Annotated in this window: 13 protein-coding genes; 8 read left to right on the top strand and 5 right to left on the bottom strand. The window is 68.9% G+C overall.

Annotation, left to right across the window (positions count from 1 at the left end; genetic code table 11):
- The first annotated feature begins 46 nt into the window (after positions 1–46).
- From ACO227_RS05985 to ACO227_RS05965, 5 genes are read left to right on the top strand one after another with little or no spacing between them, the layout of a single operon-like run.
- A complete protein-coding gene (locus ACO227_RS05985) occupies positions 47–631 on the top strand; it encodes a LemA family protein (RefSeq protein WP_423606075.1) in 585 nt (194 codons plus the stop codon).
- 24 nt (positions 632–655) lie between these two features.
- Positions 656–1168: a TPM domain-containing protein gene (locus ACO227_RS05980; protein ID WP_423606073.1), complete on the top strand. Its 513-nt coding sequence runs from the start codon at positions 656–658 to the stop codon at positions 1166–1168.
- 26 nt (positions 1169–1194) lie between these two features.
- Entirely contained in the window at positions 1195–1983 is a 789-nt protein-coding gene (locus tag ACO227_RS05975) for a TPM domain-containing protein (RefSeq protein WP_423607279.1), read from the top strand.
- A 35-nt stretch (positions 1984–2018) separates the two neighbouring features.
- Positions 2019–2657 (top strand): TPM domain-containing protein, encoded by a 639-nt coding sequence (locus ACO227_RS05970; protein WP_423606071.1) that lies wholly within the window; start codon positions 2019–2021, stop codon positions 2655–2657.
- Positions 2654–3184: an NUDIX hydrolase gene (locus tag ACO227_RS05965; protein ID WP_423606070.1), complete on the top strand. Its 531-nt coding sequence runs from the start codon at positions 2654–2656 to the stop codon at positions 3182–3184. The genes ACO227_RS05970 and ACO227_RS05965 overlap by 4 nt, the downstream gene beginning before the upstream one ends.
- Here the strand turns inward: ACO227_RS05965 and ACO227_RS05960 are convergent.
- Genes ACO227_RS05960 through hrpB form a run of 3 tightly spaced genes read right to left on the bottom strand, consistent with a single transcriptional unit; the run spans position 3181 to position 6277 of the window.
- Positions 3181–3531, bottom strand: a complete 351-nt coding sequence (locus ACO227_RS05960; RefSeq protein WP_423606068.1) for a nuclear transport factor 2 family protein — start codon at positions 3529–3531, stop codon at positions 3181–3183. The genes ACO227_RS05965 and ACO227_RS05960 overlap by 4 nt on opposite strands.
- On the bottom strand, positions 3528–3809 hold the full coding sequence (locus ACO227_RS05955) for an ETC complex I subunit (protein ID WP_423606066.1): 282 nt from the start codon (positions 3807–3809) through the stop codon (positions 3528–3530). The genes ACO227_RS05960 and ACO227_RS05955 overlap by 4 nt, the downstream gene beginning before the upstream one ends.
- Before the next feature lie 11 nt (positions 3810–3820).
- Entirely contained in the window at positions 3821–6277 is a 2457-nt protein-coding gene (hrpB, locus tag ACO227_RS05950) for an ATP-dependent helicase HrpB (protein ID WP_423606064.1), read from the bottom strand.
- A gap of 90 nt (positions 6278–6367) precedes the next feature.
- Here hrpB and ACO227_RS05945 point away from each other — a divergent pair, with 90 nt between their 5' ends.
- Positions 6368–6580, top strand: a complete 213-nt coding sequence (locus ACO227_RS05945) for a hypothetical protein (protein ID WP_423606063.1) — start codon at positions 6368–6370, stop codon at positions 6578–6580.
- Between the two features lie 103 nt (positions 6581–6683).
- Here the strand turns inward: ACO227_RS05945 and ACO227_RS05940 are convergent, their stop codons facing one another.
- Positions 6684–7709 carry a polyprenyl synthetase family protein gene (locus ACO227_RS05940; protein WP_423606062.1) on the bottom strand — a complete coding sequence of 342 codons (1026 nt, stop codon included), beginning with the start codon at positions 7707–7709 and terminating at the stop codon, positions 6684–6686.
- A 110-nt stretch (positions 7710–7819) separates the two neighbouring features.
- Between ACO227_RS05940 and ACO227_RS05935 the strand changes: the two genes are divergently transcribed.
- A complete protein-coding gene (locus tag ACO227_RS05935) occupies positions 7820–8110 on the top strand; it encodes a chorismate mutase (protein WP_423606061.1) in 291 nt (96 codons plus the stop codon).
- A gap of 103 nt (positions 8111–8213) precedes the next feature.
- Positions 8214–11117 carry a TonB-dependent receptor gene (locus ACO227_RS05930; protein WP_423606060.1) on the top strand — a complete coding sequence of 968 codons (2904 nt, stop codon included), beginning with the start codon at positions 8214–8216 and terminating at the stop codon, positions 11115–11117.
- Between the two features lie 3 nt (positions 11118–11120).
- Here ACO227_RS05930 and ACO227_RS05925 read toward each other — a convergent pair whose 3' ends face one another.
- Positions 11121–12026: a flagellar motor protein MotB gene (locus ACO227_RS05925; RefSeq protein ID WP_423606058.1), complete on the bottom strand. Its 906-nt coding sequence runs from the start codon at positions 12024–12026 to the stop codon at positions 11121–11123.
- Positions 12027–12028 lie beyond the last annotated feature (2 nt).

Below are 12028 nucleotides of genomic sequence, written 5' to 3'. Positions count from 1 at the left end.
TCGCGGGTGTCGTATTGATGCGACACACTTGGAGGGATGTTTCGACATGAAGCTTCGTCTCGTTGCCGCGCTGGTTTCCGCCGCCCTGCTGTCGGCCTGCGGGCTCAACAGCGTTCCGACTGCCGAGGAGAATGCGAAGGCGAAATGGGCCGAGGTGCAGAACCAGTATCAGCGCCGCGCCGACCTGATCCCCAACCTCGTCTCGACCGTCCGTGCCGCCGGCGCGCAGGAGAAGTCGATCCTGGTCGAGGTGACCCAGGCGCGCGCCGCCGCGACGCAGGTGCGCGTCAGCGACGCCGACTTGACCGATCCGGCCAAGGTCCAGGCGTTCGATCGCGCCCAGAACGCGGTCACGCTGTCGCTGCAGCGGCTGCAGGAAGCCTATCCCGAGCTCAAGAGCCAGGCGAACTATTCGACGCTGATGACCCAGCTCGAAGGCACCGAGAACCGCATCGGCATCTCGCGCCGCGATTATAACGAGGCGGTGCAGAGCTATAACACCACCATCCGCACTTTCCCCGACGCGATCGGCGCCAAGATCTTCTACGGCGCCAAGCCGATGACCCCGTTCCAGGCGACCACGCCGGGGGCGGAGACCGCGCCGACGGTGAATTTCGGGAACCAGAGCTGAGCCGCCCCTGACGGAGCGGAGGCGATGATGCAGCCCTTGTTGATGCTCGCCGCGGCGGCGCTGGCCGCGTGCGGCGAGCCCTCTGCGGCGCAGGCGCCGGCGGGGCCATATGACCTGCCCGAGCTGACCGGGCGAGTGGTGGACAATGCGGGGCTGCTACCGGCGGATCGCGAGACCCTGTTAAGCCGAGCGCTCGAAGAGACTGAGCGCGCCACCGGGCACCAATTCGTCGTCGTCACGCTCCCCACGCTGGATGGCAAGCCGATCGAGAAGGTGGGGTTGGCGCTCGGCCGGGGCTGGCGCCTCGGCCGCAGAGGATATGACGACGGCGTATTGCTGATCGTCGCGCCCAACGAGCGCAAGGTCCGGATAGAGGTCGGTCGCGGCCTCGAAAGGACGCTGACTGATGCCGAGGCTGCGGCGATCATCCAGCAGCGGATCCTGCCGCGTTTTCGCCGCGGTGACATGACGGGCGGTATTCTGACGGGCAGCGCCGGGATCATTCGTGAGATCGGCGTGCCGGGAGTGAAGCGGTGAGAATATTGCAGTTCCTCCTCGCGCTGATGCTCGGGGTGCTGGCCGGCACCGCGGCGCAGGCGCAGACCTTTCCAAAGCTGACCGGCCGCGTGGTCGATGCCGCGAACCTGCTCAGCCCGGACCAGACCGCGCAGCTGACCGCGATGTCGGACGCGACCGAGAAGGCGACCGGACGGCAGCTGGTGGTGGCAACCGTACCTGACTTGCAGGGCTATCCGATCGAGGATTTCGGTTACAAGCTCGGCCGCGAATGGAAGATTGGCCAGTCGGAAGCGGACAACGGCATCATCCTGCTGATCGCGCCCAAGGAACGCCGGGTGCGGATCGAGGTCGGCTATGGCCTCGAGCCGATCATGACCGATGCGCTGTCAGGGATGATCATCCGTGACACCATCCTGCCGCGTTTCCGCGCCAACGATATGGGCGGCGGGATCGTCGCGGGGGCAACCGCGATCAACGAGCAGCTCAAATTACCGCTCGAAGCCGCCGAGGCCCGCGCAAAGCAGCTGATCGACGCGGGGAATCGCCGGCGGTCGAGCGGCGGGGGCGCGAACTGGTTCGTCATCGCCTTCTGGATCTTCGTCATCCTGCTGATCGTGCTGCCGATCGCGATCGGCGCGGCGCGCGGCAGGAAATATCGCGGCGGCCACGCCCCGGTGGTGATTTGGGGTCCCGGCTGGGGCGATGGCGGCTCCTCGTCCTGGGGCGGCGGAAGCTCGTGGGACGGGGGCGGATCGTCTTGGGGCGGCGGAGGCGGCGGCTTTTCGGGCGGCGGCGGGTCGTTCGGCGGCGGCGGCGCATCGGGGGGCTGGTGATGACAAGGCGGTTCACGAGCGATGAACACGGCAGGGTGACCGGCGCGGTCGCCGAGGCGGAACGCGGCACCGACAGCGAGATCGTGACGATCGTCACCGATTGGTCGGATCATTATCACGACGTCTCGCTCTACTACGCCGCGGCGGCGATGCTCGCGGCGCTGGGATTGTTCGCGGCCTTTCCCGGTCTGCTCGACGCCAAGCTGGCGCTGTTCACCGGCGGGTGGGGTGAGGCCGACCGGCACATCCAGCTCGCCTTGCTGGTGGTGGTGCAGGCGGTGCTGTTCCTTGTCGTGCGCTTCGGGTTCGAGATGCTGCCGTTCCGCGGGCTGATGATCCCCGCGGCGGTGCGCGGGCGCCGGGTGCGGCGGCGTGCGGTGCAGTTCTTCAAGGCGAGCGCCGAGAAGCGTACCGCGGCGCGCGTCGGGGTGCTGCTCTATCTCAGCCTAGCCGAGCATCGCGCCGAGATCGTCGCCGACGAGGCGATCCTCGCCAAGGTCGACGACGCGGTGTGGGGTGAGGCGATGGTCGCGCTGGTCGATCGCATTCGTGCGGGTGATCCGGCGGGCGGGATGGTGGCTGCGGTGGCGCAGATCGGCACCGTGCTGGCGCAATATTTCCCCAAGACCGAGGCCGACGCCAACGAACTACCCGACCGGCTGATCGAACTATGACGCCGCCGGATGCGGACGCCACCGTCGAGACGGTCTGGCAGGGCAAGTTCATCACCGCCAAGAAGCAGGGTCGCTGGGAATATGTGTCGCGTGCCCGCGGCATTCGCGCGGCGGTGATCGTGGCGATCGACGAGGATCATCTGATCCTGGTCGAGCAATATCGCGTGCCGTTGGGCCGGGCCTGCCTTGAGCTGCCCGCAGGCCTGGTCGGCGACGAGACCGACGACGAGGCAGTGGAGATCGCCGCGGCGCGTGAGCTGGAGGAGGAGACCGGCTATCGCCCCGGCCGGGTCGAATCACTCGGCGAATATTTCTCCTCGCCGGGGATGGTCAGCGAGAGCTTCACGCTGGTGCGGGCGCACGAGCTGGAGCGCACGGGCGAAGGCGGCGGCGTCGAGGAGGAAGGCATTACGGTACACCGCGTCAAGCTGGGCGAAGTGCCCGCGTTCGTCGCGGATTGCCGCGCGCGCGGGCTGGCGATCGACGTCAAGCTGCTGCTGGTGCTCGGCCAGTCCTTCCTGACCTAGCCGGTGCCGGCGTAGAGCCGCTCGAAGCTCAGCCGGTCCCAATAGCCGCGCTGATGCCGGATGTGGCCGTCGACGACGTGGAAGAAGCCGCAGCCGCGAAAGCCCATCGGGTCTTGCCACTCCATCGCCGCCCATTCGCCGTCGGCGATGCGGTTGACCGGGATGCATACCATTTCGGCTGCGGCGAACTCGGCGGCGAACATCGCGCGGATCGCCTCGCGGCCCTCGACCGGAGCATTGGCGACCTGATGATTGACCGCATCGTCATGGTAGAGCGCGGCGAGCGCATCGGCGTCGCCTGCATTGAACGCCGCGATCCAGCGGTCGAGCAGCTCCGCCGGGGTCACCGGAAATTGTCGGCGTAGGCCTGGAGCTTGAGCTTGCGCTGCGGCGCGGGGACGACGTGAAACGCGATTCCCTCGCGCGTCGCATAGTCCCGCGCCGCCTCGAGTGTCGGGAAATTGAGGCGCAGCTGGTTGCGCGTGTCGCCCGAGCCGGCCCAGCCGGTCAGCGGATCGGGGCGCTGCTGCTCGCCGGGATCGAATTCGAGTACCCAGCGATCGGTGCGGAAACGGCCCGACTGCATGGCGTTCTTCGGGCGCTGATAGATGCGTGCGGTGGACATGGTTCCGTCCCTTATCGCGATCCGGCGCGCCGCGCATCCGCATTTTTGGTGCGCAGCGTCGCCGCTGCGGCGGCGGGGTCGTCGGGCCAGGGATGGCGGGGATAGCGTCCGCGCATCTCCTTGGCGACATCGGCCCAGCTGCCCTTCCAGAAACCGGGCAGGTCGCGGGTGGTCTGGATCGGGCGGCCGGCCGGCGAGGTGAGCGAGAGCACGAGCGGAGTCCCGTCGCCGAGCCTGGGGTGCGTGGCGAGGCCGAACAGCGCCTGGACGCGCAGCTCGACGGTGGGACCGCCTTCCGCGGCATAGTCGATCTCGTGCGTAGAGCCTGCCGGCGTCTCGAAGCGAGCCGGGGCGAGCCGGTCGAGCTGCTTCTGCCCGTCCCAGCCGAGGCGGTTCTGCAGCGCCTGGGTCAGCGCCTCGGCCGGAATGGCGTCAAGGCGGCGCTTGCCGGCGAGCAGCGGCGGCAGCCAGTCGTCGAGAACGGCGATCAGCGCTCCGTCGGCGAGCATGTCGAGCCCGGCATAGGCGGCGCGGGTGCGCAGCATGCGCGCGGTGGCGGACCAGGGCAGCAGGTCGAGGCCGTGCGTGCGCACCCCTTCGAGCAGCGCGGCAGCGATCTCCTCGGGGTCGGCCGCGGTGTCGGGACCCGACGAGAGACGGATCGCGCCGAGGCGGCGTTCGCGCGTCGCCTCGATGCGGCCCGTGGAGGGGTCGAAGCGGACGGTGCGTCGTGTCTCGATACGATGGGCGAACAGCGTCCCGATATCCGTGGGATCGAGCGGCGCGGCGGAGAGAATGCGCGCGCCCGCGGCCATGCCTTGCGTCTCGGCCACGGCGAGCCATTCGTGACGCGCGAGCGAGGAAGCGGGATCGAGCCGGAAACCGCGGCCGCCGGCCGAAGCCCAGGTCTCGCCCGAAGTGTCGCGGCGGCGGGCGATGCGGTCGGGGAAGGCGAGGGCGACACAGGTGGCGACGGCTTCGGGCGATCCCGGCTGGATCGTCTCCGCCGCGCTGCCGGGAACCAGTTTCGCCCAACGCTCGGCGAGCTTGCGACCCGCCTCGGCACGCTGGCCGCGCTCGGTACGCCAGCGGCGCAGCCGGTGCTCGAGATCGGCGTCGGGCCCGCCCACGCCGCGCTCGCCGAGCAGCACGGCGACTTGCGCGGCGGTGGTCGCAAGGCCGATCTCGCCCGCGCGCACGAGCATATGGCCAAGGCGCGGCGGGAGCGGCAGGCGCGCGATCGCCTTGCCATGCGCGGTGGGACGGCCGTCGGGATCGAGCGCTTCGAGCGCGGCGAGGCGGGCGCGAGCTTCCTGCACCGCAGCCTCGGGCGGCGGATCCAGCCAGTTGAGGCCGCGCGGATCGGTGACGCCCCACAGCGCGCAATCGAGGATCAGCGCGGAGAGATCGGCTTCGAGGATTTCGGGCGGATCGAAGCGCGGTAGGCCGGCGGTGGCGGCGGCTTCCCATAGCCGATAGGCGACGCCCGGCCCCTGGCGCGCGGCGCGGCCGGCGCGCTGGGTGACCGCGGCCTGGCTGGCGCGTTCGGTGACGAGGCGAGTCATGCCCGCAGCGCGATCGTAGCGCGGGCGACGGGCGAGGCCGGAGTCGACCACCACGCGAATGCCGTCAAGGGTGAGCGAAGTCTCGGCGATCGACGTTGCGAGCACGATCTTGCGCCTGCCGGTGGAATCGGGAGCGATCGCGGCGCGCTGCGCGGCGGGGTCGAGGCTGCCGTGGAGCTTGTGCAGGATCGTGCCGGGCGGCGGATCGAGCCGTTCGGCCACTCGCTCGATCTCGGCGACGCCGGGAAGGAAGGCGAGGATGCCGCCGTCGCCCTCGCGCAGTGCCAGACGGATCGCCGCGGCGACCGAATCCTCGATCCGCGCTTCTGCCGCGCGGCCGAGGTGGTGCAGCTCGAGTGGGTGGCTCCGGCCTTCGCTCTCGATCACTGGCGCGTCGCCCATCAGCGTGGAGAAGCGCGCGCCGTCGAGCGTGGCGGACATGGCGAGCAGTCGTAGATCGGGGCGCAGCGCCGCCTGCGCGTCGAGCGCGAGCGCGAGGCCGAAATCGCTGTCGAGGCTGCGCTCGTGCACCTCGTCGAACAGCACGGCGGAGACGCCGGAGAGCTCGGGATCGGCCTGGATGCGATTGACGAAGATCCCCTCGGTAACGACGGTCACGCGGGTCTCGCCCGAACGGCGTGTGTCCATCCGGGTGGCATAGCCATAGGCCTTGCCGACGGGTTGGCCGGCAAGCGACGCCATCCGCTCGGCGGCCGCGCGCGCGGCGAGACGGCGGGGGGAGAGCAGCAGGATCTCGCCGGTGCACCATGGTTCCGACAGCAACGCCGGGGCGACCGCGGTGGTCTTGCCCGCGCCGGGCGGCGCGACCAGCACGGCGTTGCTCGCATCGCGCAGCGCGGCAAGCAGAGCGGGCAGCGCGGCGTGGATCGGCAGGTCGTTCACGACCCCGCCCTACGCATTTTACCGCAATGCTTGAAGCGTAATGGCACTCAATTGCGCGGCGCGCGTTGCGCGGTTTGAAGGAGACGGGACATGGCACGCACGCTTTCGAGCTTCAGCATCACCGCCGACGGTAAGGGCGATTATCTGATCAGCATCGACGACGAGGACGGCGAGACGATCGAGCTGACCGCGAGCTACGACCAGCTCGACATGATCAGCGAGGCGATCGACGACGCGCTCGACGAGGACGAGGAGGACGCGCTGGGCGTCGAGGAAGACGAGGACGAAGAGAACGAGGCGTAGTTAATTTGCGGCACCAGCCCGCTCCTCCCACCCGGCCACCACATCATACTGCCGCTGGGTGGCCGGGTGGGGGCTGGTGCCGTGTCCGGCGAGCCGCACAAAATCAATAGGCGCGGGCGACCGCGAACTCGACCGCCTCGATCATCGCGTCCTTGGCGGCGCTGCCCGGGAAGATACCCAGCGCGTCGATCGCGCGCTGGCCGTAGTGACGCGCGCGCGCGAGCGTGTCGTCGACGGCGCGGCTCGAGCGGACGAGGCCGACCGCGTGGGCGAAGTCGTCGTCACCGATACGGCGGCCGAGCACGGCTTCCTTCCAGAAGGCGCGATCCTCTTCGCTGCCGCGGGCATAGGCAAGGATGACGGGGAGCGTCATCTTGCCCTCGCGGAAATCGTCGCCGGCGTCCTTGCCCATCGTGCCGGCATCGGAGACGTAATCGATGGCGTCGTCGACCAGCTGGAAGGCGATGCCGAGGTTGCGGCCATAGGCGTCCAGCGCGGCCTCCTCGCCCTCGGGCCGCTCGGCGACCACCGCGGCGATGCGGCAGGCGGCGGCGAACAGCGCCGCGGTCTTGGCGCCGATGATCTCCAGATAGCGCTCCTCGGCCAAGTCGATACGGCGCGCGGCGGTGAGTTGGTTGACCTCGCCCTCGGCGATCACCGCGGAGGCGTTGGAGAGGATCTTGAGCACCTTGAGGCTGCCGTCCTCGACCATCAGCTCGAAGCTTCGGCTGAACAGGAAGTCGCCGACCAGCACACTTGCCGGATTGCCCCAGATGAGGTTGGCGGTGCGCTTGCCGCGGCGCATGTCCGAGCCGTCGACGACGTCGTCATGGAGCAGCGTCGCGGTGTGAATGAACTCGACCGCGGCGGCGAGCCGGTGGTGACGCGCCCCCGAATAGTCGAGCAGCCGCGCGCTCGCCAAGGTGAGCATCGGCCGCATGCGCTTGCCGCCGCCCGCGATAAGGTGCCCGGCGAGTTCGGGGATCAGCGGGATCTGCGACTGCATCCGGTCGAGGATCACGGCATTGACGAGGTTCATGTCCGCCGCGACGAGCGCGATCATGGGTTCCAGCGAGGGCTCGGCGGCACGGCCGTTGTGGGCCCCAATGTTGTGAACGGTCGCGCTCATGCTGGGCGCGATGTGGCTGCAACGCAGGCGAAAGGCAAGTGCAGCGGGGCTTGCCTCTGCACGAAAGCGGCGCGAGAAGGCGCGCGCAATCAACCGGGAACCGCGCGACAATGAGCGACGAGACGCTGCAACGCTATCGCCAGAGCATCGACCGGATCGACGCCGCGCTCGTCTTCCTGCTCGCCGAGCGGTTCCAGATCACCCAGGCGGTGGGACGCCACAAGGCCGAGACCGGGCTGCCGCCCGCCGACCCGGGGCGCGAGGAGCGGCAGATCGCGCGGCTGCGCGAGCTCGCCGCGCAGGCCGATCTCGACCCCGAATTCTCCGAGAAGTTCCTGCGCTTCATCATCGACGAGGTGATCCGCCATCATGCGCGGATGCAAGGGCAGGACGCCGACTGAGACGTTCAGGCCAGACTAATTTTCCGCCCGGCACATTTCTGCGACAAATCGTACTTATTGGGACGACGGACGGCTATTTGGGCCGGACGAACAGGAGGGGCGAATGCGGGGCGTAGCGTGGGCGATGACGGGGTTGATGGTGACGGCCGCGCCCACGGCGATGGCTGCGGCGCAGCAAGCGCCGGCGCCGGCGCCCGCCGCCACCGCGCAGGAAGAAACACCGGCCACGCCCGCTTCGGGGGGCGATGCAGGCGAGGAGCTCGAAGGCGAGGAAGTTGTCGTCACCGGCCAGCTGCGCGGCGCGGTGCCGGGCGACGTCAAACCGGAGGTCATGCTGGGCGCGGCGGACATCCGCGCCTATGGCGCGTCGAACATCAGTGAGCTGATCGAGCAGCTCGCGCCGCAGCTCGGCAGCAGCGCCGGGCGGGGCGGCGAACAGCCGGTGATCCTGCTGAGCGGCCGGCGCTCGAGCCTGCAGGAAGTGGCGCGGCTGCCGTCGGAAGCGATCGAACGCGTCGATATCCTGCCCGAGGAAGCGGCGCTGCGCTATGGCTATAGCGCGACCCAGAAGGTGCTGAACATCGTGCTGCGGCCGCGTTTCCAGGCTGTGACCGCCGAAATCCAGGGCCGAGTTCCCACAGCCGGCGGGAACGCGCAAACCGAAGCCGACCTCAATATCACCAAGATAACCCGCGATGGGCGGATCGAGTTCGACATGCAACTCGACACCCGCTCCGGGATCCTCGAGAGCGAGCGGGGCGTGACGCGGGCGCCGACCCGGCTGTTCGACACGCGCGGGAACATCACCGGCATCACCGGCGGCGAGATCGACCCCGCATTGAGCGCGGCGGCGGGAACGATCGTCACCGTGGCGGGCGTCCCGGATGCGGCAGCGGGCGGGCCGCAGGGACTGGGCGCGTTCGCGGCCAATGCCAACAGCGCGAACGTCACCGACCTGTCGCCCTATCGAACGCTGATCAACCCGCAGCGCAACATCGAGATCGGCGGCCGCTACAGCCGGACGCTCTCGCCGACGGTGCGCGCGACCGCCAATGTCCAGCTGACCGCGCGGCAGAGCGAGGCGCTGCTCGGCCTGCCGACGGCAACGCTGCGGCTGCCGGCTGGAAATCCGTTCTCGCCGTTCTCGCAGGACGTGCAGGTGCTGCGCTATCTCAACGAACTCGCGCCGCTATCACGGCTGGAGGACGGCCAGACGCTGCAAACCGGCTTCACGATCAACGGCGACCAGTCGCCATGGTCAGCCAAATGGGGCTGGTCGGTGACCGGAGGCTATGACCGTTCCTGGTCCGACACTGTGACCAGCACGGGTGTGTCCGTCGATGCGGCGCAAGGCGCGCTAAACGCTGGCGACCCCAGCTTCAATCCCTTCGCACCGATCCCGCTTCGCTTGCTGTCGGTCCGGCCGTCCGACACGGCCAGCTCGCAGTCGAGCCTCGCGCGAATCGACGCCCTCACCAACGGGCCGCTGTTCAAGTTGCCGGCGGGCGACGTCACCACCAGCATCCGCATCGCCGGGACGACGCGCGACTTGTCGAGTCAGTCGTTCCGGTCGGGTGTGTTTCGCGAAACCGAGATCTCCCGCGATACGGCGAGCGTGCGCGGCAACATCAACCTGCCGATCGCCAGCCGCAATCGCGCCGTGCTCAGTGCGATCGGTGACCTGTCGATCTTCGCCAATGCCGAGGTGGAGGAGGTCTCCGATTTCGGACGGCTGACGACCACCGGCTATGGCCTCAACTGGCGTCCGCTCACGCAAGTGACGTTCATCGCCAACTGGACCAACGACAGCAACGCGCCGTCCCCCGAGCAGCTTGGCGACCCGGTGATCAGCACGCCCAATGTCGCGGTGTTCGACTATGTGCGCGGCGAGAGCGTCGACGTGACGCGGATCACCGGCGGCAACCCGCTGCTGCGCGCGGACCGGCGCAACGTGATGCGGCTGGGCACTTATATCCGCCCGTTCGCGGAAACCGACCTGACGATCCGCGCAAACTATACCGAGCAGACCTATCGCAGCCGCGCGCAGAGTTTCCCCGCGCTCACTGCCGAGGTCCAGGCGGCGTTCCCGGGCCGGTTCGTGCGGGACGGCGAGGGCCGGTTGCTCAGCGTCGATGCGCGGCCGATCAATTCGGGCCGGGGCGAGCAGCGCAGCCTCAACTGGGGCATCAGCCTGGGCCTGCCGCTGCCGTCGCCCAATGCCAAGCGCCGCCAGGCGGAAATGGCGCGCTTCCGCGAGGCGATGGCCGAATCCCGGCGCACGGGGGAGCCGCTCCCACCCGAATTCTCGGCCCGCATGGAGGAATTCCGCCGTCTGCGGCAGCAGGAGAGCGTTTTTGGCGGCAGCCAGCGCGGGCCGGGCGGCCAGGATGGCCAGCAGGTCCGGCGCCAAGGGCAGGAGCAAGGTCCGCCACCTGGCGCGGACATGGGGCAAAGGGCGGTCCGGTTCGGAGGCCCGGGAGGCCCCGGGGGCGGGGGCCGCGGCGGCTTTGGCGGCCGGCGCGGCGGCGGCGGGAACCAGCTCCGCTTCGATATCCAGCATGATTGGCTGATCGAGGATCAGTCGGAAATCGCGCCGGGTATCGTGATCAGCCGCCTGACCGGCGATTCGGGCGATCCCACGCCGGCGCATCGCGTCCGGGGCTCGGTGAACGTGCGCTACGACTGGCTTCGCGCGAACCTGCGCGGGACATGGGCGAGCGGTTCGCGCACCTCGAGCGGCCTCGCCGGCAACGCCACAGTGCTCGACTTCGGCAGCCTCACCACCTTCAACTTCGAGGCCGGGGTGCGCCCCGCCGAATATATGGATGCGGGCCTCAAGCACCCCTGGCTTCGCGGCGTGCAGGTCGAGCTTCAGGTCATCAACATCTTCGATTCACGGCAGCGCGTCGTGGACCAGAATGGGGTGACTCCGGCGGCGTATCTGCCGAACCTCAGGGATCGAACCGGGCGAGTCGTCCAGCTCTCGCTTCGCAAGCAGCTATTCTGACCCTTACCGATCCAGCTTGCTCTTCCGATAGAGCAACGTGATCGCCACGCGGCGGTTGCGCGGGTCGGCGGGGTTGGCCTTGATCAGCGGCTCGCGGTCGGCGACGCCCTCGATGCGTTCGAAGCGGGGCTCGGCGACCCCGCCCGCGGCGAGGCGGCGGCGGGTCTCTTCCGAGCGCGCGCTGGAGAGCATCCAGTTGTTCATGTTCTGCGGATCGCCATAGCCGAGGCTGTCGGTATGGCCGCGGATCATGATCGGGTTCTCCGATTGCGCGATCGATTCCGCCACCATCGCGACGAGCTTCGCCGCCTCGGGCACGAAGCTGGTCGTGCCGAGCGCGAACATCGAATAGTCGGCATTGTCCATGAGATCGATGCGCATCCCATCGCGCGTCGGCACGAAGCGGACATGCTTGCCGAGCTTGGTGAGGCCGGGCGTGGTCTTGATGCGGCGCTCGATCTCCGCCTTCATCTTGGCGAAGCCCTTGCGGTCCGCGGCGTCCATCGCCTCCTTGTTCTTGAGGCTGCCCTGCTCGCCGGTGCCGACCCGGTCGCCGCCCTCCGCGCCCGCGGGAATCGTCATCGACCTTGTGCCGGTCTGCTTGGCCATGGTCGGGTAATTGTCCTTGCCCTGCAGCGCGTCGCCGCCGAGCAGGCCGTTGGAGCCGGCGCTGTTCTGCTTGAACTCGATCAGCGTGGGCGCGAAATAGTCGGCGAGCGCCTTGCGCTGCTTCTCGTTGGTCGCGCCGAGCAGCCACATCAGCAGGAAGAACGCCATCATCGCCGTCACGAAGTCGGCATAGGCGACCTTCCACGCGCCGCCGTGATGGCCGCCGCCACCCTCGACATAGACCTTCTTGACGATGATCTTGGGCGGCAGCTTGGCCGCATGGGGCGCCCTGGCCGTCATGC

Source organism: Sphingomonas sp. MS122, assembly GCF_049532975.1.
GTDB lineage: Bacteria > Pseudomonadota > Alphaproteobacteria > Sphingomonadales > Sphingomonadaceae > Sphingomonas.
Note: the sequence above shows the minus strand (reverse complement) of the source record. Positions and strands in the feature narration are given on the sequence as shown.

Bases quoted from the DNA above. Each gene is read 5' to 3' on its own strand.
- ACO227_RS05985 (WP_423606075.1), top strand. From the start codon at position 47: ATGAAGCTTCGTCTCGTTGCCGCGCTGGTTTCCGCCGCCCTGCTGTCG.
- ACO227_RS05980 (WP_423606073.1), top strand. From the start codon at position 656: ATGATGCAGCCCTTGTTGATGCTCGCCGCGGCGGCGCTGGCCGCGTGC.
- ACO227_RS05975 (WP_423607279.1), top strand. From the start codon at position 1,195: ATGCTCGGGGTGCTGGCCGGCACCGCGGCGCAGGCGCAGACCTTTCCA.
- ACO227_RS05965 (WP_423606070.1), top strand. From the start codon at position 2,654: ATGACGCCGCCGGATGCGGACGCCACCGTCGAGACGGTCTGGCAGGGC.
- ACO227_RS05955 (WP_423606066.1), bottom strand. From the start codon at position 3,809: ATGTCCACCGCACGCATCTATCAGCGCCCGAAGAACGCCATGCAGTCG.
- ACO227_RS05945 (WP_423606063.1), top strand. From the start codon at position 6,368: ATGGCACGCACGCTTTCGAGCTTCAGCATCACCGCCGACGGTAAGGGC.
- ACO227_RS05940 (WP_423606062.1), bottom strand. From the start codon at position 7,709: ATGAGCGCGACCGTTCACAACATTGGGGCCCACAACGGCCGTGCCGCC.
- ACO227_RS05935 (WP_423606061.1), top strand. From the start codon at position 7,820: ATGAGCGACGAGACGCTGCAACGCTATCGCCAGAGCATCGACCGGATC.
- ACO227_RS05930 (WP_423606060.1), top strand. From the start codon at position 8,214: ATGCGGGGCGTAGCGTGGGCGATGACGGGGTTGATGGTGACGGCCGCG.
- ACO227_RS05925 (WP_423606058.1), bottom strand. From the start codon at position 12,026: ATGACGGCCAGGGCGCCCCATGCGGCCAAGCTGCCGCCCAAGATCATC.